Source organism: Actinomadura sp. GC306 (genome assembly GCF_004348665.1).
GTDB lineage: Bacteria > Actinomycetota > Actinomycetes > Streptosporangiales > Streptosporangiaceae > Spirillospora.
The window spans coordinates 1-20417 of record NZ_SMKM01000051.1 but is presented as its reverse complement, the minus strand read 5'-3'; the positions used below and the strand labels follow the sequence as shown (position 1 = coordinate 20417).

Sequence of the window (20417 nt, the reverse complement as noted above, 5' to 3'; positions counted from 1 at the left end):
CCGCTTTTGTAGCTTGCTACACATGAGGCTGCGTTCCCTGCTCGCGATGCCCCGGCTGCGGCTGGAGGTGGTCACCGGGGACGACGCACTGGACCGCACGATCAGGTGGGTCGTCACCACCGACCTCCTCGACCCCGGCCGCTACCTGCGCGGGCACGAGCTGGTGCTCACCGGGCTGGTGTGGCGGACCGGCCCGGCCGACTCGGAGACGTTCGTCCGGGCCCTCGCCGACGCGGGCGTCTCGGGGCTCGCCGCCTGGGACCTCACGCTCGGCGCCATCCCGGACGACCTGGTGGACGCCTGCCGGCGGCACCGGCTCCCGCTGTTCAAGGTGCCGGAGGACGTGGCGTTCGCGACCGTGACCGAGGAGGTCGTCCGGCAGCTGTCCAGCGCCCGCGCCGCCGACCTCACCGCCGTGCTGGACCGGCACCGGCGGCTGGTCGAGGGCACCGGCCTGGACGCCGTCCTCGACCTGGTCGGGCACTGCCACGTCCTCACCCCCGCCGGGCGGGTCGTCGCGGGGCCGCCCCCGCCCGACCCCGCCGCGCTCGCGGCGGCGTTCCTCACCGCGCCGCGGCTGCCGCACCACGTCCCGGATCTCGGCATGTCCGTGTTCCCGGTCGCGGCCGGGTCCGCGGCGCGCGTCGCGGACTGGTTCATCGCCTCCGAGGGCGACTTCGCCGACTGGCCCCCGGAGCGGCGCACCCTCACCACCGAGCTCGCGGCGATCGTCGCGATCGAGCGGGCCCGGCTCGACACCGCCGTGCACGCCGACCGGGAGATCGTCACCGCCGCCGCCGTGGGGGACGCCGCGCGGCTGCGGTACGCGGGCCTGGCCGGCGACCCGTTCGTGGCCGTCGCCGCGTCGGGGCGCGGCTCCCCGCGTCCGGACGAGCTGCGCGCCGTCCTCGCCGAGGTGCTGCCCCGCCCGCGCGCGGTGGGGGTCCTGGACGACGAGGTCCTCGCGCTCGTCCCCGCCACCGGCGAGGACGTCGCGGCGGAGGCCCAAACCGCCCTGGACCTGCTCGCTCCCGGCCTGGCGGGCGGCGGCATCGCGGTCGGCGTCAGCGACGTCGCGACGGCGCCCGACCTGCGCGCGGCCGTGGAGGAGGCCCGTTACGCGCGCCGGCTGGCCGCCGCGCGCCCCTCCCCGGTCTGCGTCGTCCGCCACGACGAGCTGGCCACGCACGTGCTGCTGCTCGCCAGCGTCCCCGACGACGTCCGCCACATGTTCAAGGTCCGGCTCCTGGACCCGCTGCACGAGTACGACCGGCTCCACGGCGCCGACCTCGTCCGGACCTTGGAGACGTGGCTGCGGGTCTCCGGCTCCTGGACGCGCTGCGCCGAACGGCTCCACCTGCACGTCAACTCCGTCCGGTACCGGATCCAGCGCGTCCAGGACCTCACCGGCCGCGACCTCTCCCGCCTGGAGGACCGCGTCGACTTCTTCCTGGCCCTCCGCTTGGCGCACGGCCCCGAAGACGACCCGGGCGGCGGGCCGTCCTGAGCCGGGCCGGCCAGGTCATGACGTGTGGCGGAGGATCGCGGCGACGACCGCGTCCCAGGTGCGGCGCGGGAGCTCGTTGCCGGTGCGCGGCAGGACGAGCAGCTCCGCGGACGGGATCTCGGCGGCCAGCGCACGGGCGTTGCCGAGGGGGAAGAACGGGTCGTCCTCGCCGTGGATCACCAGGGTCGGCGCGGTGACGCCGCCGAGGCGCTCGCGCCAGCGCGGGCCGCTGTCGAGGGCGGCGAACGCGGTCGCCATCTGATCGGCGCGGTGCGCCTTGCCCGGGTCGGGCGCGGGGAGCGTGCGGTCGTGGATCCGTTCGATGTTCCGGCGTGCCTCGGCCTCGTCGAACTCCGGGCCGGACATGTGGCGCGCGTTCTCCAGCATGTAGCCCACGACGGATTCGCGGTCCGTCCAGTCGACCTCCGGCGGGTTCATGAAGTGCTTCATCAGCTCGGGTGCGTGCTCGGGCAGGTCGGGGTCGGCGGGGCCGGGCGCGGTGGGCCTGGTGGCGACGAGGGTGAGGGTGCTGACGCGGTCCGGGTGGTCGAGCGCGAGGAGCTGGGCGATCCAGCCGCCCACCCCGAAGCCCGCGACGTGCGCGGCGGGCAGGCCCACGGCGTCGAGGACACCGGCGGCGTCCTCGACCAGGTCGCGCAGCGTGTAGTCGGGGGCTTCAGGGTCGTGGGCTTCGGGGTCTGCGGCGGATTCCGGGGAACGGGACAGCCCGGTGCCGCGCAGGTCGTAGCGCACGACGTGGCGGCGCAGGGCGGTGAGGCGGGCGCAGAGCTCGTCCGGCCAGGTGTGCACGGTGTTGCCCACCAGCAGGACGGGCGCGCCGGCCGGGTCACCGGACGTCTCGATGTGCAGGTCCACTCCGTTGACGGTCTTCTTCATGCCGGGTTGGACTCCGCGGGCGTCCGGAACTCATCCCTCCTCGGCGGCTCCCTCCTCGGCGGCGACGGCGGTCAGGGCCTCGGTGATGCTCGCCTCGGCCTTCGCCTTGTCGATGCCGAGTCCGGACAGGACGCCCGTGCCGTCCTCCAGTTCGAGGAGGGCGAGCAGGACGTGCTCGGTGCCGACGTAGTTGTGGCCCAGACGCAGCGCTTCGCGGAAGGTGAGTTCCAGGGCCTTCTTGCTGTCGGAGTCATAGGGGATCAGCTCGGGGACGCTCTCGGACTCCGGTGGCAGCGCGGCCGTCGCGGCCTGGCGTAGGGCGTCGAGCAGGACGTCCTGCGCGACGATCGCCTTGGCTCCGAGCCCGTCGGGCTCGGACAGCAGCCCCAGGGTGATGTGCACGGGGGTGATGTGGTCGTTGCCCGCAGCCTGCGCCTCGTTCATCGACGCCATGACGACGTTGCGGGCGCGCGGGGTGAACCGGGAGAAGCCGTCCTGCGGGTCGAGGTCAGGGGTCGAGCCCTTGGGCACGAAGCGCTTCTGCGCGGCCTGCTTGGTGACGCCCATGCTCTTGCCGATGTCGGTCCAGGACGCGCCGGAGCGGCGGGCCTGGTCCACGAAGTGGCCGATGAGGTGGTCGGCGACCTCGCCGAGGTGCTCGGCGGCGATCACCGCGCTGCGGAGCTGTTCGAGGGTGTCGGTGTGGACCTTCTTGATGCTGTTGATCAGTTCGTCGAGCCGGATCTGCCCGACCGGCTGGGTGGGTTCGGTCATGCGTCAACCTTAGGTTGACGACCCATGGCCGTCAACCCGCGGTTGACGATCACCAGGCGGCGGCCCCGGCGAACGACGTGGGCAGCGGGTCGTAGCCGAGGGCCTCCCTGGCGGCGGTGATGTCGAGGGTGCGCTCCACGGCGAGATGGCTGATCGCGTAGCGGGTGATGCGCGGCGGCTCGGGACGCCTCGCCAGCAGGAACGCGCCCTCGGCGAGGGCGGCCAGCGGGTGCGCCACCGCGGCGGGCACGTACACCGGCCTGGCCCGCACGCCGCGCTCGCGGAGGATCTCGCGGAACGCGTCGTCGATCGTGACCGGGGCGGCGTCCGCGACGTTGAAGACGCCCGGGGCGGCCGGGCCGGTCGCGGCCAGCACGCACGCCTGGACGAGGTTGGCGATCGAGGTGAGGCTGATGCGCTGGCGGCCCGTCCCGGCGGCGGTCAGGACCGGGCCCCGCACCGCCGACAGCACGCGCGGCAGCAGCGTCGTGTCGCCGGGGCCGTAGACCGCATGGGGACGCAGGATGACCGTGCCGGGCGCGGCGAGTACGGCGCGTTCGGCGGCGGCCTTCGAGGCGCCGTAGGCGTTCATGTACCGGCGCACGGGCGCCTCGTCCTCGGTGGCCATGACGCTCGGGCGGAACGGGTCGTACACGCTCGCCGTGCTGACGTGGACGAAGCGCGCGCCCGGGAAGGCCGCCAGGACGTTGCGGGTGCCGGTGAGGTTCGCGGCGAACAGCCCGGCGGCCGGACCCCAGTCGGTGACGCTGCCCGCGCAGTGGACGACCGCGTCGACCTCGGGCGCGTCCGCGAGCGGGCCGCGGGTGATGTCCCACGCGCGGTAGATCGCGCCGCCCACGTGGCCCGCGTCCACGGTGGTGCGGCGGCCGTAGGCGAACACCGTGACGCCCTCGGCCGCCAGCCGCCGGCACACCGCGCCGCCGACGAAGCCCGAGGCGCCCGTCACCGCGATTCTCATGCGCTCACCGGCCTCATGCGCTCACCAGCTCGCGCAGGCGGTCGCGGTCGAGCTTGCGGGTCCGGCCGGAGCGCGGCAGCCCGTCCAGGACGACGATGCGGTCGGGCAGCGCGTCGTGGTCGATGACGCCGGGCAGGGCGCGGCGGAGCCGGGCCGGGAGGTCGGCGGGGCCGACCACCGCGAGCACGACCTCCTCGTCACCCGTCCCGGGGTCGGGGACGCCCACGATCGCGGCTTCGGCCACGTCCGGGAGCGCCGCGATCGCCGGCTCGTACAGGCCCGGGTAGAGGTTGAACTTGCCGCGGATCAGCATGTCCTTCTTGCGGCCCATGAGGACGAGGCGGCCCTCCTCCAGGCGGGCGAGGTCGCCGGTCGGCAACTCGGCGAGCGGGTCAGCGCCGAGGTAGCCGCGGCAGAGGTTGGGGCCGGACAGCAGCAGTTCGCCGTCGTCCGCGATCCGGGCCCCGACCCCCGGCAGTGGCGCGCCGAGGAGGTCGCCGGACCCGGCGTGGGCGAGCTTCTCCTCCGCCGACGCGATCGCGACCGGCAGGATCTCGGTCATCGCGTACACCGACAGCACCTCGGCGGACGGTGCCGCCGCGACCGCCCGCCGCAGGATCGCCGGCGGCGCGGGAGCGGCCCCGAGCAGCACGTACCGCAGGGTCGGCGGCAGTCCGGGCGACGCGTCCAGGACGTCGGCGAGGTGGACGGGGACGCAGAAGACGTGCGTCGCCCCCCGTTCCCGCATCAGCCGGGCGAAGTGACCGGGCGGGGAGGCAAGCGGCGGCATCGACCACCGCGCACCCGCGATCAGCGTCGGCAGCCCGAGCATGAGCTGGTCGGTGTGCACGACGTCGCCGGGGCCGAGCGGCAGCCGCGTCCGGAACAGGTCGAGCGCCGCCGCGAGGGACGCCCGGGTGTGGACGACGGCGCGGGGGTCGGCCGTCGTCCCCGAGGTGAAGATCACCGCGGCGGGGGCGTCCGGGTCCTCGTCCGGGGCCGGTTCCGGCGCGTCCCCGGCGGCCAGCCGCGCGAACGGCAGCGCGTCGCGCGGCACCCCGGGCAGGCGGCGGCCGACGTGGATGTGCCGCATCGGTTCCGCACCGGGGACCTGGAGGTCGGCGAGGTTCGGCAGCAGCAGCCCGCGCCGCCGCGCGTACGCCCGGACGAGCCGCAGCCGGCTGCCCGCGTACAGCACCGACTCGGCCGCCGACCAGCGCGGCCGCGCCAGCCGCAGCCGCGCGGTGAACATCTCCGGCCCGGCGCCCGGGTCGGCGAACACCACCACTCCGCCGGCCGCGACCACGCCCAGCGCGAGGACGAGCGACTCCGGCGACGGCCGCACCGAGAACAGCACGCCGTCGCCCGGCGCGAGCCCGGCCGCCAGGAGCCCGTGCCGGACGGCGAGCACCTGCCGCCGCAGCTCGCCGTAGGTCAGTTCGGCGCCGTCCCCCGCGATCAGGGCGACCTCGGCGGGTGCCGCCGCGGCCCGGTCGAGCAGCCGCTGGACGAGCGTCATGCGCCCCCGCCTTCCGCGCGGACGGCCAGGTGCCGGTACGTCGGGATCAGCACGCCCCGCGCCGCGGCCCGCCGCGTGATCACCAGCGGCCCGGCGCCGAGCACGGTGGCGGCGACCCGCCGGATCTGCGCCATGGCGAGGGGGTACCCGATGCAGAAGTGCGGGCCCGCGCCGAACCACAGCCGCCGCAGCTCCGGCGGATGCGGGCGGTCCGGGTCGAACGGGCCGTGCGCGCGGCAGCAGTTGTGCGTGGCGATCAGCACCCGGTCGCCGGGGCGGATCGCGGTGCCGCCGACCGTCGCCGGGCGGTGCACGCTGCGCAGCATCACCGGGGTCGGCGTCGTCACCCGCATGGCGTCCTCGATGGCGCGGTCGAGCAGCGCCGGGTCGGTGGCGGCCGCGGCGAGCAGGCCGTGGTCGTGCAGCAGGGCGACCAGCCGCGGGATGAAGGTCGCGACGGTCTCGGTGCCGGTCAGGAAGAACGCCCCGGCGGCGCCGCGCGCCTCGTCCCGCGACAGGCCGAGCGCGCGCATCCGCCCCATCACCGTGGACTCGTCGCCCAGGTACGCCTTCTCCGCGGCGTCACCGAGCGGGTCGAGCACGTCGCGGGCGCGCCGGACCTGCGCCGGGGACAGCCGGCGGGTCCGCAGCGACACCATCGACACGACGCGCTCGCCCTGCTCGAACAGGTCCCGGTAGGCCGCCTCGGTGCGCAGGTCCAGGCCGATGACCTCGCTGATGACCGCCGCCGCCATGACGCGGGCCGCGTCCACCAGGTCGACGTCCTCGCCGCGCCCGAGCCGTCCGGCGAGGCGCGCGAGGGGCTCGGCGAGGACCCGGTCGCAGAGCCCCTCGGTGTAGGCCGGGACGAACAGGTCGGTCAGCCGCCGCCGCAGCGCCCGGTGCGCCGCGCCCTCCATGTTGAGCAGGACGGACGGCCCCAGCACGGGCGTCCACAGGTCTCCGGGCGAGCCCGGCCCGTCCTTGCGGAACGTCTCGCCGTCCATGAGGATCTCGCGGGCCAGGGACGCGTCGTTCACCACCACCCCGAGGCCCGGCACGCGGACGATCGCGCCGCGCTTGGCGAGCCCCCGCAGCAGCGGGTAGGCGACCGGGTGCGCGGTCAGGTAGAGCCGCCGCTCCCAGTTCACCGGATGTCCGCGCTTCACCGGATGTCCACGACGTCGGGCATGTAGCGGTGGTCGGCGTACCACCCGAGGGTCTTGACCAGGCCGAACGCGCGCAGCCGCCGCACCGACCCGTACATCACCACGTCCTTGCGCAGCCCGTAGGCGTCGGTGACGTAGCGGACGCGGTTGACCAGCGCGCGGTCCTCGTGGACCTCCTCGATCCGGGTGCGGGGGAAACCGCCGGCCCGCTCGTACAGGTCCGCGGTGATCGCGAGGTTGCAGCCCGGCATCATCACGTAGGGGCCGAGGTAGGCGGGGTCCTGGTTGCCGGGCCGGAACCGTCCGAACAGGGCGGCGAGGTCGATGACGGCGGGCAGCAGGCGCCGCTCCCAGAACTTCAGCGGGAACTCGTCGGTGCGGGGCAGCAGCGGCCCCGACACCAGCTCCAGGCCCTCGCCGAACGCCCGCCGCACCGCCGCGATCCAGTCGCGGTGCGGCAGGCAGTCGGCGTCGGTGCGGGCGATGTGCGTGGCCCCGGCGCTGATGGCGTGCCGGACGCCGGTGTCGGACGCGGCGCCCGTCCCCTTCTCCGGCTCGTGGACGATCCGCACGTCGAACGGCGCCGACTCCGCGGCGAACTCCTTGACGATCCGTGCCGTGTCGTCGGTGCTGCCGTTGTCGACCACGACCAGCGAGAAGCCCGTGTCGGTCTGCTCGGCGAGGCGGCGCAGCGTCGCGCCGATCGAGCGCTCCTCGTCGTAGGCGGGGACGACGACCCACAGATCCATGGGCAGATGCATGGGCAGATGCATGGGCAGACGCATGGGCAGAGGCATGGTCACAGCTCCGCGAACAGGACGCCGAGGCTGATGCCGCCGGCGAGGCCGATCATGGCGACGCGGTCGCCGGGGCCGCAGCGCCCCTCGGCGAGCGCGGTGGCGAGCTGCAGCGGCAGGCTCGCGGACGCGACGTTCCCGTGCTCGGGCAGCGTGACGACGAGCCGGTCCGCCGGGACGCCGAGGACCGACCGCAGCACCTCCAGGTACGGCACCGTCACCTGGTGGACGGCGACGACCGCGAAGTCGTCCCACGCCAGGCCCGTCTTCTCCAGCGCGGTCGTGAAGATCTCCGAACCGCCGGCGAGGAACGCGTCCTTGAGCCGGCGCCCGTCCCCGCTGAAGTAGGTGTACTCGGGGTCGCGGGGGTGCATGGAGCCGCCGGCGGGCAGCGTCCCGACCCGCCAGGCGCTGGAGACGGCGGCGAAGTCGCGGTAGAAGATCCCGCCGTCGGGGGCCGCCTCGACGAGCGCCGCGGCGCCGCCGTCGGAGAGGGTGTAGCCGGCGAAGGCGTCGACGAACTGGGCGCGGTCGCGGACCTTCCAGCGGACGGCCCGCGACGGGCTCTCGCCCGTGCAGACCAGCACCCGCTCGTGCTGCCCGGTGCGGATCAGCGCGTCCGCCATCTGCAGGCCGTTCAGGAAGCTGTTGCAGGCGTTCTTGACGTCGAAGACCGGGCAGGCCGCGCCGAGCTTGGCCGCGACGATGTGGGCAGTGGCGGGCTCGATGAGGTCCTGGGACGCCGAACCGAAGATCAGCAGGTCGACGCCGGCCGGCTGGAGCCCGCGCTGGGCGAGGACGTCGCGGGCCGCGGCGACGGCCAGGTCGGACGCCTGCTCGTCGTCCCGCATGACGTGCCGGGCGCGGATCCCGGTCATCCGCTCGACGATCGTGGGATGCGGCCGGTAACCGCCGTCCGCCGCGCTCTCGGCCGCGATGCGCGCCTCGACCTCGGCGCTGGTGACCGTCCGCTCGGGCAGGTGCGCCGCGACGGCGGCGATGCGGGCTCTCATGGGCTGGGGTCCCCCGGTTCCTCGTGCTCGGTGGACGATCAGACTCGCCGACCCCGGACGCTCCCGGCCAGAGCGACCCTACGGAACCAGGGGTGGGCGATGTACCCCGGTTCGCCGTGAGTACCGCCACTCATCCGATTTGAGTACTACCGGGTTTCCGGCGGCTCCGCCAGTCGGCGGGTCGGCGGGCTGACCAGCGGGAAGATCGAGAACGGCGGCCGCTAGACCTCGGGGATCTCCTCCGGGACCTCCGCGGTCGGGCCGGGCGCCGGCTCCCCCGGGCCGCCCGGGTTCTCCGGGACCCCCGGGTTCCCGGGGGCCCCGGGGTTCTCCGGGGCCGTCGGGAACACCGGCCGGACCGGCTCCGGCTCGGCGGGCGGCCGGTTCCACCACCACAGCGCGAACGAGATCGCGAACAGCAGCGCGATGATGCCGACCAACTGCACGACCGACCGCCGGTAGCTCGGCTCGCGGTGCGCGCGCCGCCGCAGGAAGCTCACCCCGCCGGTGCGCCGGGCGCGCCGGGCGGCGCGGCGGATGCGCCGCTGCTCGCGCCTGCTCGGGGGCCGGAGGCGCTCGCGGGCGCTGGGCTCGGTGAACGTGGCGCCCCGGATGAAGTCGTCGTCGAACACGGGCTCGTCGAAATCTGCGGCCATGGGGTTCTCTCCGGCGCCGGGGGCGGTCGGATCACCCAGGCTAGTCGACCTGTCGGACGATCCATCCCCCCGTTTTCTAGAACGCGTTCTACCTAACCCCCCAGCCCCGGGTGACGAACCTCACCGCCCGTCGATCTTGAGATCGATCATGCTTCCGTGGCAGTGACCCGCCCACGGCGTCCGCACACCTCAGAGCCCCGCCGACCTGCGGAGACTCTTGACAAGACCCTTGTTTAGACTTGAGTCTCATTTACTCTTGAAGTCGGCATGGAACGCGTTCTACGGTGAAGGCGAGTTCGCGCCGCGCACCGGGAGGAACCGCCCATGACCGCCACCACGCCGGAGACCCCCGTCCCCGCCGGATTCGACTTCAGCGACCCGGACCTCATGGCCGAGCGCGTCCCCCTCGCCGAGTTCGCCCTGCTGCGCCGGACGGGGCGGCCCTGGTGGAACGCCCAGCCGCGCGGCCGCACCGGCTTCGACGACGACGGCTTCTGGGTGATCAGCAAGCACGCGCACATCAAGGAGATCTCGCGCGACCACGAGCTGTTCTCCTCGAACGCCAACGGCGCGATCATCCGGTTCAACGAGTCGCTCGGCACCGAGGAACTGGACGTCCAGCGCGAGAACCTCCTGCTGCACATGGACCCGCCGCAGCACACCAAGCTCCGCCAGATCGTCTCGCGCGGCTTCACCCCACGCGTGATCAACCGGCTGCACGACGCGCTGCAGGAGCGCGCGGAGCGGATCGTCGCCGAGGCCCGGCGGCGCGGCGGCGAGGGCGACTTCGTCACCGAGATCGCGGCGGAGCTGCCGCTGCAGGCCATCGCCGAGCTGATGGGCGTCCCGCAGGAGGACCGCCGCCGGCTGTTCGACTGGTCCAACCAGATGCTCGGCTACGACGATCCCGAGTACGACGCCGACCCCGCCTGCGCCGCCGCCGAGATCATCGGGTACGCGATGGAGCTGGCCGACCGGCGGCGCGGCTGCCCCGCCCACGACATCGTCACCAAGCTGGTCCAGGCCGACGTGGACGGGCGCGGCCTCACCGACGACGAGTTCGGCTACTTCACGATCCTGCTCGCCGTCGCGGGCAACGAGACGACCCGCAACGCCATCTCGCACGGCATGATCGCGTTCATGGACGCCCCCGAGCAGTGGGAGCTGTTCAAGGCCGAGCGCCCCGAGAGCGCGGTCGACGAGATCGTCCGCTGGGCGACGCCGGTGACCGCGTTCCAGCGCACCGCCACCCGCGACACCGAGCTGGGCGGCGTGGAGATCAAGGCGGGCGACCGCCTGGCGATGTACTACAGCTCCGCCAACTTCGACGAGGACGTGTTCGACGCCCCGGCCTCGTTCGACATCACCCGCTCCCCGAACCCGCACCTGGGGTTCGGCGGCACCGGCGCGCACTTCTGCATCGGCGCGAATCTGGCGCGGCTGGAGATCCGGCTGATGTTCGACGCGATAGCCGACCAGATGCCGGACATAACGCGCCTGGGCGAACCACGCCGCCTGCGCTCCCCGTGGCTGAACGGCATCAAGGAACTCCCCGTCCGCTACGCCTAGTCCCCCGTCTCGTTGACTTGCGGCGTGTTGTTGTTATGGGGCGCCCCATAACAACAACACGCCGCAAGTGAACGAAGAGGTGGGAGCGAAAAGACGCCCGTCCCTTGGTGGGGCGGGCGTCTTCCGGCTCGGGTTAGAGGTTGCGCATGATCTCGCGCATCAGGACGGCGGTCTCGCTGGGGGTCTTGCCGACCCGGACGCCGACCTTCTCCAGGGCCTCCTTCTTCGCCTCCGCGGTGCCGGACGAGCCGGACACGATGGCGCCGGCGTGGCCCATCGTCTTGCCCTCGGGGGCGGTGAACCCGGCGACGTAGCCGACGACCGGCTTGGTCACGTGCTGCTCGATGTAGGCGGCGGCGCGCTCCTCGGCGTCACCGCCGATCTCGCCGATCATCACGATGGCGTCGGTGTCGGGGTCGTCCTGGAACGCCTGGAGGGCGTCGATGTGGGTCGTCCCGATGACGGGGTCGCCGCCGATGCCGACGCAGGTGGAGAAGCCGACGTCGCGCAGCTCGTACATCATCTGGTAGGTCAGCGTGCCCGACTTCGACACCAGCCCGATGCGGCCGGGGGTGGTGATGTCGGCCGGGATGATGCCGGCGTTCGACTTGCCGGGCGAGGCGATCCCGGGGCAGTTCGGCCCGATGATGCGCGTCTTGCCGCCCTTCTTCTCGGCGTAGGCCCAGAAGTAGGCGGTGTCGTGGACGGGGATGCCCTCGGTGATGACGACGCAGAGGGGGATCTCGGCGTCGATCGCCTCGACGACGGCGTCCTTGGTGAACTTCGGCGGGACGAACACGACCGACACGTCCGCGCCGGTCTGCTCCATCGCCTCCTTGACGGTGCCGAGGACCGGGAGCGCGGTGCCGTCGAAGTCGACGGTCTGCCCGGCCTTGCGGGCGTTCACACCGCCGACGACCTGCGCGCCGGAGGCGAGCATCCGGCGGCCGTGCTTGGTGCCCTCGGAGCCGGTGATGCCCTGAATGATGATCTTGCTGTTCTCGGTGAGCCAGATGGCCATCGCTCATGCACCTGCCGCGAGTTCCGCGGCACGCTTTGCCGCGTCGTCCATGGTGTCGACCTGCTGTACGCCGTCCAGCGCCGCGTCGCTCAGGATCTTGCGCCCGAGGTCGGCGTTGTTGCCGTCCAGCCGGACGACGAGGGGGCGGTTGACGGCCTCGCCGCGCTCGGCGAGCAGCTTGTAGGCCGACACGATGCCGTTGGCGACGGCGTCGCACGCCGTGATGCCGCCGAAGACGTTCACGAACACCGACTTCACGTCGCCGTCCGACAGGACGATCTCCAGCCCGTTCGCCATCACCTCGGCGGACGCGCCGCCGCCGATGTCGAGGAAGTTCGCGGGCTTCTGGCCGCCGAACTCCTCACCGGCGTAGGCGACGACGTCCAGGGTGGACATGACCAGCCCCGCGCCGTTGCCGATGATGCCGACGCTGCCATCCAGCTTGACGTAGTTGAGGTCCTTGGCCTTGGCCGCCGCCTCCAGCGGGTCGGCCGCGCTCTTGTCCTCGTACTTGTCGTGCTCCTGCCGGAAGGCCGCGTTGTCGTCCAGCGTGACCTTGCCGTCGAGGGCCTTCACCTCGCCGCCGGCGGTGAGGATCATCGGGTTCACCTCGACGAGGGAGGCGTCCTCGTCGGTGAACACGGCCCAGAGGCGCTCGATGATCTCGGCGGCGCCATCGAGGGCCTCCTCCGGGAGCCGGCCCTGCTCGGCGATCTCGCGGGCCCGCACGCGGTCGACGCCGTCCAGCGGCGAGAGCTGCACCATCGCCAGCCGGTCGTGCGGCACCTCCTCGATCTCCACGCCGCCCTCGACGGAGCAGATGGACAGGAAGGTGCGGTTGGCGCGGTCGAGCAGGAAGGAGAAGTAGTACTCCTGCGCGATCGCGCTGCCCTCCTCGACCAGGACCTTGTGGACCGTGTGGCCCTTGATGTCCATGCCGAGGATCTGCCCGGCGAGGGCTTGCGCCTCGTCCGCCGAGTCGGCCAGCTTCACGCCGCCGGCCTTGCCGCGGCCCCCGGTCTTCACCTGGGCCTTGACCACGACCTTCGAGCTTCCCGCGGCGAAGAGCTCCGCCGCGATGGCCCGGGCTTCCTCAGGGGTGTGCGCCACCTTGCCGGTGGGCACCGGTACCCCGTACTCGGCGAAGAGTTCCTTCGCCTGATGTTCGAACAGGTCCACGAGGCGTCCTTAAACGGATCGACAGCCGAATGACCACACGAGTGGGGGTTACACGGGACTCCGTGCGGCCGGCACTCTGCGGTCCGCTCCGTCGATGCAGCCTAGTCAACCCGGCTCCGTGGTGATGCCGCCGGGTCCGACTGTCCGCGAGTGTCACCTTTGGGAAGGTGTGCTCCTCCTCCGGGCGGGCACACGAGTGGCACGTGAGGAGGACGAACCGGTTGACGTAGTTTGATGTACTTATTCGGGCTTCGGTGATCAGCAAGGGCGGCGATAGCGGCAGGGGGCGGACGTATGGCGATGGCGGACGAACGGGACACCAGAGTCGCGGAACCCGTCTCCGCCGATGCCGCACCCGGCCGCGCGGCGCAGGTTCGGTCCGGTTCGCACGCCGTCCGCAGCGATCTCGTCCCCGGCTCCCCCGTCCAGCGGCCCCCGGGCCGGCGGTCCGGACGGCGGCGGCGGACGCGCGTCTTCCGGCGCACCGGAGCGGTCCTCCTCGTCGCGGCCCTCATCGCCACCGGCGGCGCCACCGCCCCCGAACGCACCGAGCCCGGCTGGGCGAGCCCCGGGCTGATCGGCGGGGGCGGCTGGCCGTTCACCGGGGTCCCGCTGCCGCCCGAGGAGGCGGAGGGCGCGGTGTACCTGCCCGACAGCTCCGCCGTCCGGCTCCCGGACGGGCGGATCCGGCTCATCCCGTCCGGCGGCGAGAAGCCGGTGACCGTCGCGGCGGACGACCCCATGGTCCGCCACGCGGTCCACTCCGACAGCTCCTGGCTGTCCCAGGGCACCATCCCGACCGGCGGGCTCGACCCGGTCACCGGGACCGACCCCGGCTTCCGCGACATGGCGGCCCGCGCGCTGCTCGACCTGCGGCTCCTCACCCGCCCGAACGGGGCGTCGCTCGCCTCCTGGTACTCCAAGTGGCGGTACGCCTGGCCGCGCGACTCCGCGTTCGCCGCCGCCGCCTTCACCGTGACCGGGCACCCCGCCGAGGCCCGCCGCATCCTCGGCTTCCTCTCCGAGGTGCAGAGCGAGGACGGCATGTGGGCCGCGCGCTACCACGCCAACGGGACGGCCGTCACCGACGGCCGGGCCGCGCAGCTCGACTCGCTCGGCTGGGTCCTGTGGGCGACCTGGTTCCACCGGCAGCACCACCCGCAGGCGGACGGCGAGGTCCCCGGCGTGTGGCCGATGGTCCGGCGCGCCGCCGACCACCTCGCGCGGTCGCTGGACGCCGAGGGGCTGCCGCCCGCCTCGTCCGACTACTGGGAGCGCGACCCCCGGCACGAGCAGGACCCGCGGCGCCCCACCCTCGGCGTCGTCGGGCCGGTGCTCGCGGGCCTGCGGTCCGCCGCCGACCTCGCCGCAAGCCGCGGCGACGGCGCGAAGGCCGCCGAGTGGCGGCACGCGGCGCGGCGCGTCTCCGCCGCGGTCGACCGCCAGTTCGCCCCCTTCGGCTACCCGCGCTCCCCCGTCCCCGGCGGGCTGATGGACACCTCGGTCACGTTCATCGCGCCGCCGTTCGCAGCCGCCGACCCCGGCGTCACCGGCGCGGTCTTCGACGCCGCCCGCAAGCAGGCGCTCCCGAACGGCGGGGTCCTGCCGGGCGAGCGGTGGGCGGGCTCCCCCGACGTCGCGTGGACGCCGGAGGTCGCCATGTTCGGTCTCGCGGCCGCCGCGTCCGGCCGGACCGGCGACGCGCTCAGCCGGCTGAGCTGGCTGTCGGCCCACCGCACCTCGCTGGGCGTCCTGCCGGAGAAGGTCGGCCCGGACAGCCGCCCCGCCGGGCCCGCGCCGCTGGGCTGGACGGCGGCGCTCGTCCTGCTGAGCCTGTCCGCGCTGCAGGACCCGCTGCCCGTCCCACCTGCGGACTGACCCGCCGGAAAACCCTTTGCGGCGACGCCGAAGCCCCGCCTACGCTGCAGCACGTCGATCGGTCCCGTCGTCTGGAGGCGCCCCATGTGCGGAGCAGCGGCCTCCGGTTGCGCGGCGGTGACCCGCACCGGCCGTACCGGCCACCCGCACGCGATGCCGTTCGCGGTTCGCCTGCGCCGTGGCCACGGTGCCCCGGCCGGCCGCCGCTGATCCGCGTCCCGACGCGCACGCGCTGACGCGTCCTTCTCCTTTCGCGTCCCGTCCGGGGCCCGAGCCGAGTCCGAACGTTCCGTTCGGGCAGGCGACGGCCCTCCCTCACCCGGTGCCCGGCCGCCGCCTGCCCGTCCCAGGGAAAGGGACGCAGGCCCGTGGCCCGCACTCCGATCGACCGCGCCCGGCGCGAACTGTCACAGAACTTCCTGTCCCCGCGCGCGGCCCGCCGCTTCGCCGCGCACGCCGGCGGCCGCCTCGTCTGGGAGGTCGGCGCCGGCCGCGGCGCCGTCACCGCGGCGCTGGCCCCGCGCTGCCGCGAACTCGTCGCCTACGAACTCGACCCCCGGCACGCCGCCGCGCTCCGCGCCCGCTTCCGCGAGACCGGCAACGTGCGCGTCGTCGCCGGGGACTTCCTCGCGGCGCGGCCGCCCGCCGAGCCGTTCGCGGTGGCGGGGAACGCGCCGTTCGCGCGCACCGCCGACATCGTCGGCTGGTGCCTGGCGGCACCGACGCTGACCACCGCCACCCTGATCACCCAGTGGGAGTACGCGCGCAAGCGGACCGGCGGCTACGGCCGCTGGACGCGCCGCACGATCCGCACGTGGCCGGAGGTGGAGTGGCGGCTGCTCGGCCGGGTCCCGCGGGCGGAGTTCCGGCCCGTCCCGCGGGTGGACGGCGGGATCCTGCGGCTGGCCCGCCGTCCCGCGCCGCTGCTGCCCGGCGACCTCATGGACGACTACGCGGACATGGTCGACGCCGGCTTCACCGGCAAGGGCGGCTCGCTGCACGCGTCACTGCGCCCGTACACGGGACGGCGCCGCCTGGACGCCGCCTTCCGCGAGGCCGCCCTCGACCGGACGGCCCTCGTCGGCGAGGTCACCCCGGACCAGTGGCTGACCCTGGCCCACGTCCTGCTGTAGGCGTCAGAGCTTCTCGATGGTGGCGTAGCGGAGGACCAGGGTGCGGACGCCGTAGTCACCGCCGAAGTCGACGCTGGCCTTCTCGCCCTTGTCGTAGACGGAGACGACCGTGCCGAGGCCGAACGCGTCGTGGGTGACCTTGTCGCCCGGCGACAGCGCCGGGACGGGACGGCCGCCCGCGGCGCGGACGCCCGGCCGCGCCGCCAGCTGCGACATCGCGGACCCGGACGTCGTCGACGCCTCGCGCTCCCACTCGATGAGCGGCTTCGGGACCTCGCCCAGGAAGCGGGACGGCGGATTGACCTGCGGGGCGCCCCACGAGCTGCGCATCGTGGCGCGCGACAGGTAGAGGCGCTGCCGGGCGCGGGTGATGCCGACGTAGGCGAGGCGGCGCTCCTCTTCGAGTTCCTTCGGGTTGCTCATGGCGCGCAGGTGCGGGAAGACGCCGTCCTCCATGCCGGTGAGGAACACGACGGGGAATTCGAGGCCCTTGGCGGTGTGCAGGGTCATGAGGGTGACGACGCCGTCGTCGGTCTCCTCGGGCTGCTCGCCCGGCGGGACGGGGTTGCCCTTGGCCCCACCCGGGATGGAGTCGGCGTCGGCGACCAGCGCCACCTGTTCGAGGAACTCGGCCAGGCGGCCCTCGGCGGGTTCGCCGTCGAGGCGCTCCTCGAACTCGCGGGCGACGGCCTCCAGCTCGTGGAGGTTCTCGACGCGGGTCTCGTCCTGCGGGTCCTTGGACGCCTGGAGCTCGGCGAGGTAGCCGCTGGCCTTCAGCACCTCGGCGACCAGGTCGGCGGGGGTGAGCGTCTCGGCGGCGCCGCGCAGCTCGTCCAGCAGGGCGACGAAGTCGCGGACGGCCTTGATCGAGCGGGTCGCCATGCCGGGCACGTCCTCGGGCACCCGGAGCGCCTGCCAGAACGAGATGCGCTCGCGGGACGCGTACGCCTCGACGCACGCCTCGGCGCGGTCGCCGATGCCGCGCTTGGGGACGTTCAGGATGCGGCGCAGGGAGACGGTGTCCTCGGGGTTGGCGAGGCAGCGCAGGTAGGCGAGCAGGTCGCGGATCTCCTTGCGCTCGTAGAAGCGGACGCCGCCGACGACCTTGTAGGGCAGGCCGACGCGGATGAACACCTCTTCGAACACGCGCGACTGGGCGTTGGTGCGGTAGAAGACGGCGACGTCGCCGGGGCGGGCCTCGTCCTCGTCGGTGAGCCGGTCGACCTCGCGGGCGACGAACGCGGCCTCGTCGTGCTCGTTGTCGGCCACATAGCCGGTGATCTTGTGGCCCTCGCCCTGGTCGGACCAGAGCTTCTTCGGCTTGCGGTCGGCGTTGCGCTCGATGACCGCGTTGGCCGCCGACAGGATCGTCTGCGTGGAGCGGTAGTTCTGCTCCAGCATGATCGTGGTGGCGTCCGGGTAGTCGCGCTCGAACTCCAGGATGTTGCGGATCGTCGCGCCGCGGAACGCGTAGATCGACTGGTCGGCGTCGCCGACGACGCACAGCTCGGCCGGCCCCAGCCCCTCCACGGGGGCGGTCAGCTCCCGGACCAGCTCGTACTGCGCGTGGTTGGTGTCCTGGTACTCGTCGACGAGGACGTGCCGGAACCGGCGCCGGTAGTGCTCGGCGGCCTCCGGGAACACCTGCAGCAGGTTGACCGTCAGCATGATCAGGTCGTCGAAGTCCATGGCGCCGGCCTGCTGCAGCCGCGCCTGGTACATCTCGTACGCCTCGGCGAGCGTCTGCTCCATGTGGGTGGACGCCCGGTCCTTGAACGTCTCGTAGTCGATCAGCTCGTTCTTCAGGTTGGACACCTGGGCGCTGAACGACTTCGGCGGGTACCGCTTGGGGTCGAGGTCGAGCTCGCGGCACACGAGCGCCATCAGCCGGTTCGCGTCGGCCTGGTCGTAGATCGAGAAGCTCGTGGGGAAGCCGAGCCGCTTGGCCTCGCGGCGCAGGATCCGGACGCACGCCGAGTGGAACGTCATCACCCACATGGCGCGCGAGCGCGGCCCGACGAGCGCGTCGACGCGCTCCTTCATCTCGGCGGCGGCCTTGTTGGTGAACGTGATCGCCAGGATCTGGCCGGGGTGCACGTCGCGTTCGCCCAGCAGGTGCGCGACGCGGTGGGTGAGGACCCGGGTCTTGCCCGATCCGGCGCCCGCGACGATCAGCAGCGGGCCGCCGGAGTGCACGACGGCGGCCCGCTGCTGCGGGTTGAGGCCGTCGAGCAGGGGGTGAGCTTCAGTCTTCGACATCACGTGCGAGTCTACGGCGCGGCGGCGACGTTTTCGGCGCGTCCCGCCCGGCCCGGCGGGCTGCGGCACGTCCCGCCCCCGCCGGGCCCCGGAGCTCCGCGCGGCAGCATGTGGACAGATGGCCGCCCTTTTGGACTCCCCGGGTTGACTGGATCTTCCGACCGGCGCAGCGTTTCAACTGGAAGAACGGGCTTTCCCCGCGCGCCCGCTCTGAGGAGCGCCGGGTCAGCAGGACCCGCGCCTGTCACGGGGAGGTGGCGTCGATGACGATCCACCAGCAGGACATCCGAGCGCAGCGGGAGACCGGGACGCAGGTCCCCGCGCAGTGGCCTGGGCGGGGGCCGCAGGCCGCCGCACCGCCCGCGCAGCCCGCGGCGCGTCCGGCGCCGGCGCCGAACCCGGTGCCGGTTCCGCTGCCGCCGCGGACCGGGCACCGCGTCCGCGTCTACAAGCAGGACCCGTCCGTCACCGAGCTGGGCGCGCGGCTCGCGTTCATCCCGACCGTGGTGCTGAACGGCCCGGCGGACGCGCGGGTGAGGATCGAGTGCCCCGGTGTCACGCCGGTCGCGCGCAACGTCAGCGGCGACTTCGTGTTCGATCCCGGCACGCCCGAGTTCGACTGCGCGCACACGTTCGCCGTCGTCCGGCAGGCGATGGCGCTGTTCGAGCGGCACAACGGCGGCGAGCCGATCCCGTTCGCGTGGAACACCGGCGGCAACACCGACCCGATCTCGGTGTTCCCGCACGCGGCCACGGGCGCGAACGCGTTCTACAGCCGGACGGCGCAAGCCCTGAAGTTCATGTTCTTCACCCCGGAAGGGGTGCCGGACGCATCCGTCGTCCACACGTGCCGGTCGTTCGACATCGTCGCGCACGAGACGGGGCACGCGCTGCTGGACGGGCTGAAGCCGGGCTGGCTGTCGGCGGGCAACCCGCCGCAGACCGGCGGCCTGCACGAGTCGTTCGGCGACCTCACGGCGATCTTCCTGGCGCTGGCGCAGCCCGACCAGGCGGACGCGCTGGTGGCTCTGACCAAGGCGAACCTGCACGACAAGTCGTTCCTGGCGGACGTCGCCGAGGAGTTCGGCAAGGCCCTCGGGATGCCGGCCGGGCTGCGCAACGCCGACAACGACCTGAAGCTGAGCGAGGTCGGCAACGAGGTCCACGCGATCTCGCAGGTGTTCACCGGCGCGGTCTACGACGTGCTGGCGGACGTCTTCGCGTTCGAGCTGAACCGGCAGCTGCGCACGAAGGACCCGGCGCTCGTGCTGATCGAGACCGCGTCGGCGCTGTGCGGGCTGGTGTTCGAGGCGTTCGTCGCGTCCCCGGCCACGGGCGCGCGGTACGCGGACGTCGCGAACGAGATGCTGCGGATCTCCGCGGACCGCGGGGACCCGGCGATCCACCGCACGTTCATCCGGAACCGGTTCGCGGTCCGCGAGATCACGACGGCCGTCACGCCGCTGGACGACCTGATGAGCGGGCAGATGCGGATGGCGGACGCCGGCTACACCGGGGACGGCCGGGACGTCACCGAGGTCGGGCCGTTCGACGACCGGTCGGCGAGCCTGCGCGCCGAGCAGGACAGGTCGCGCTGCTGCGGCACGATGCAGATGCCCGAGTACGAGCTCGTCTCCCCGGCGAAACTGGCCGAGGGGGGCGCGCTGGAGGACGACGACATCCTCCGCGAGGATCTCGAAGCACTGCGCCGCGCCTTCAGCAAGTAGCACCGGGCGCGCGGCGGGGAGGAGCGGACGCCATGCGGGTGACGGTCGAGAGCACCGGCGGGTTCACCGGCCGGGAGACCGTGGTCGCGCGCTACGACACCGCCGCGCTCCCGTCCGGGGCGGCCGGCCGCATCCGGGACGCCGTGCGGGCCCTCGACGCGGCGCAGGCACGCGGTGGCGGCGGGGAGGTCGGCGCCGACCTCCCCGCCTACCGGATCACGGTCTCCGAGGACGCCGGGCTCCGCGCGGAAACACGCGTCTACGAGGTACGCGGCGACCCGGCCACGGCCGGATCCCCCGCCCTCCGAACGCTCCTAACGGGCCCCGACACCCCCTGAAC

Annotated in this window: 17 protein-coding genes; 6 read left to right on the top strand and 11 right to left on the bottom strand. The window is 73.4% G+C overall.

The window, feature by feature from the left end:
- Positions 1 to 22: 22 nt before the first annotated feature.
- A complete protein-coding gene (locus tag E1200_RS10445; RefSeq protein ID WP_131951629.1) occupies positions 23 to 1507 on the top strand; it encodes a PucR family transcriptional regulator in 1485 nt (494 codons plus the stop codon).
- Positions 1508 to 1522: 15 nt separating this feature from the next.
- Here E1200_RS10445 and E1200_RS10440 read toward each other — a convergent pair whose 3' ends face one another.
- From E1200_RS10440 to E1200_RS10405, 8 genes are all read right to left on the bottom strand, one after another.
- Positions 1523 to 2404, bottom strand: coding sequence for an alpha/beta hydrolase (locus tag E1200_RS10440; protein WP_131951628.1), 882 nt, complete (start codon positions 2402 to 2404; stop codon positions 1523 to 1525).
- 30 nt (positions 2405 to 2434) lie between these two features.
- Positions 2435 to 3178: a Clp protease N-terminal domain-containing protein gene (locus tag E1200_RS10435; protein ID WP_131951627.1), complete on the bottom strand. Its 744-nt coding sequence runs from the start codon at positions 3176 to 3178 to the stop codon at positions 2435 to 2437.
- A 49-nt stretch (positions 3179 to 3227) separates the two neighbouring features.
- Entirely contained in the window at positions 3228 to 4157 is a 930-nt protein-coding gene (locus tag E1200_RS10430; RefSeq protein WP_131951626.1) for an NAD(P)-dependent oxidoreductase, read from the bottom strand.
- Between the two features lie 13 nt (positions 4158 to 4170).
- The gene (locus tag E1200_RS10425; protein WP_131951625.1) at positions 4171 to 5676 is read right to left on the bottom strand and encodes a class I adenylate-forming enzyme family protein; all 1506 of its coding nucleotides are present in this window, start codon (positions 5674 to 5676) and stop codon (positions 4171 to 4173) included.
- The gene (locus tag E1200_RS10420; RefSeq protein ID WP_243708465.1) at positions 5673 to 6845 is read right to left on the bottom strand and encodes a cytochrome P450; all 1173 of its coding nucleotides are present in this window, start codon (positions 6843 to 6845) and stop codon (positions 5673 to 5675) included. Before E1200_RS10420 ends, E1200_RS10425 begins: the two co-directional genes overlap by 4 nt.
- Positions 6842 to 7606: a glycosyltransferase family A protein gene (locus tag E1200_RS10415; RefSeq protein ID WP_243708464.1), complete on the bottom strand. Its 765-nt coding sequence runs from the start codon at positions 7604 to 7606 to the stop codon at positions 6842 to 6844. Before E1200_RS10415 ends, E1200_RS10420 begins: the two co-directional genes overlap by 4 nt.
- A 38-nt stretch (positions 7607 to 7644) precedes the next feature.
- Positions 7645 to 8655, bottom strand: coding sequence for a ketoacyl-ACP synthase III (locus tag E1200_RS10410; protein ID WP_131951624.1), 1011 nt, complete (start codon positions 8653 to 8655; stop codon positions 7645 to 7647).
- Positions 8656 to 8876: 221 nt separating this feature from the next.
- On the bottom strand, positions 8877 to 9311 hold the full coding sequence (locus E1200_RS10405) for a hypothetical protein (protein WP_131951623.1): 435 nt from the start codon (positions 9309 to 9311) through the stop codon (positions 8877 to 8879).
- Positions 9312 to 9635: 324 nt separating this feature from the next.
- Between E1200_RS10405 and E1200_RS10400 the strand changes: the two genes are divergently transcribed.
- On the top strand, positions 9636 to 10880 hold the full coding sequence (locus E1200_RS10400) for a cytochrome P450 (protein ID WP_131951622.1): 1245 nt from the start codon (positions 9636 to 9638) through the stop codon (positions 10878 to 10880).
- A gap of 133 nt (positions 10881 to 11013) precedes the next feature.
- On the opposite strand, the gene sucD is transcribed toward E1200_RS10400, so the two are convergent.
- Both sucD and sucC read right to left on the bottom strand, forming a co-directional pair.
- Positions 11014 to 11901: a succinate--CoA ligase subunit alpha gene (sucD, locus tag E1200_RS10395; RefSeq protein WP_131951621.1), complete on the bottom strand. Its 888-nt coding sequence runs from the start codon at positions 11899 to 11901 to the stop codon at positions 11014 to 11016.
- 3 nt (positions 11902 to 11904) lie between these two features.
- A complete protein-coding gene (gene sucC, locus E1200_RS10390; protein WP_131951620.1) occupies positions 11905 to 13080 on the bottom strand; it encodes an ADP-forming succinate--CoA ligase subunit beta in 1176 nt (391 codons plus the stop codon).
- A gap of 300 nt (positions 13081 to 13380) precedes the next feature.
- Between sucC and E1200_RS10385 the strand changes: the two genes are divergently transcribed.
- Positions 13381 to 14958, top strand: a complete 1578-nt coding sequence (locus E1200_RS10385) for a glycoside hydrolase family 15 (protein ID WP_243708463.1) — start codon at positions 13381 to 13383, stop codon at positions 14956 to 14958.
- Between the two features lie 368 nt (positions 14959 to 15326).
- A complete protein-coding gene (gene erm / locus E1200_RS10380; RefSeq protein ID WP_131951619.1) occupies positions 15327 to 16091 on the top strand; it encodes an ErmE/ErmH/ErmO/ErmR family 23S rRNA (adenine(2058)-N(6))-methyltransferase in 765 nt (254 codons plus the stop codon).
- A 3-nt stretch (positions 16092 to 16094) separates the two neighbouring features.
- On the opposite strand, the gene pcrA is transcribed toward erm, so the two are convergent.
- The gene (gene pcrA / locus E1200_RS10375; RefSeq protein WP_207933282.1) at positions 16095 to 18350 is read right to left on the bottom strand and encodes a DNA helicase PcrA; all 2256 of its coding nucleotides are present in this window, start codon (positions 18348 to 18350) and stop codon (positions 16095 to 16097) included.
- Between the two features lie 263 nt (positions 18351 to 18613).
- Here pcrA and E1200_RS10370 point away from each other — a divergent pair, with 263 nt between their 5' ends.
- Positions 18614 to 20077, top strand: a complete 1464-nt coding sequence (locus tag E1200_RS10370) for a hypothetical protein (RefSeq protein ID WP_131951618.1) — start codon at positions 18614 to 18616, stop codon at positions 20075 to 20077.
- 32 nt (positions 20078 to 20109) lie between these two features.
- The gene (locus tag E1200_RS10365) at positions 20110 to 20415 is read left to right on the top strand and encodes a protealysin inhibitor emfourin (RefSeq protein ID WP_131951617.1); all 306 of its coding nucleotides are present in this window, start codon (positions 20110 to 20112) and stop codon (positions 20413 to 20415) included.
- Positions 20416 to 20417: the final 2 nt, after the last annotated feature.

Excerpts from the sequence above, each read along its gene's own strand:
- E1200_RS10425 (WP_131951625.1), bottom strand. The coding sequence starts at position 5,676 with ATGACGCTCGTCCAGCGGCTGCTCGACCGGGCCGCGGCGGCACCCGCC.
- E1200_RS10385 (WP_243708463.1), top strand. The coding sequence starts at position 13,381 with ATGGCGGACGAACGGGACACCAGAGTCGCGGAACCCGTCTCCGCCGAT.
- E1200_RS10405 (WP_131951623.1), bottom strand. The coding sequence starts at position 9,311 with ATGGCCGCAGATTTCGACGAGCCCGTGTTCGACGACGACTTCATCCGG.
- E1200_RS10365 (WP_131951617.1), top strand. The coding sequence starts at position 20,110 with ATGCGGGTGACGGTCGAGAGCACCGGCGGGTTCACCGGCCGGGAGACC.
- E1200_RS10415 (WP_243708464.1), bottom strand. The coding sequence starts at position 7,606 with ATGCATCTGCCCATGGATCTGTGGGTCGTCGTCCCCGCCTACGACGAG.
- E1200_RS10410 (WP_131951624.1), bottom strand. The coding sequence starts at position 8,655 with ATGAGAGCCCGCATCGCCGCCGTCGCGGCGCACCTGCCCGAGCGGACG.
- sucD (WP_131951621.1), bottom strand. The coding sequence starts at position 11,901 with ATGGCCATCTGGCTCACCGAGAACAGCAAGATCATCATTCAGGGCATC.
- pcrA (WP_207933282.1), bottom strand. The coding sequence starts at position 18,350 with ATGTCGAAGACTGAAGCTCACCCCCTGCTCGACGGCCTCAACCCGCAG.
- E1200_RS10370 (WP_131951618.1), top strand. The coding sequence starts at position 18,614 with ATGACGATCCACCAGCAGGACATCCGAGCGCAGCGGGAGACCGGGACG.
- E1200_RS10435 (WP_131951627.1), bottom strand. The coding sequence starts at position 3,178 with ATGACCGAACCCACCCAGCCGGTCGGGCAGATCCGGCTCGACGAACTG.
- E1200_RS10445 (WP_131951629.1), top strand. The coding sequence starts at position 23 with ATGAGGCTGCGTTCCCTGCTCGCGATGCCCCGGCTGCGGCTGGAGGTG.
- E1200_RS10400 (WP_131951622.1), top strand. The coding sequence starts at position 9,636 with ATGACCGCCACCACGCCGGAGACCCCCGTCCCCGCCGGATTCGACTTC.
- E1200_RS10440 (WP_131951628.1), bottom strand. The coding sequence starts at position 2,404 with ATGAAGAAGACCGTCAACGGAGTGGACCTGCACATCGAGACGTCCGGT.
- E1200_RS10430 (WP_131951626.1), bottom strand. The coding sequence starts at position 4,157 with ATGAGAATCGCGGTGACGGGCGCCTCGGGCTTCGTCGGCGGCGCGGTG.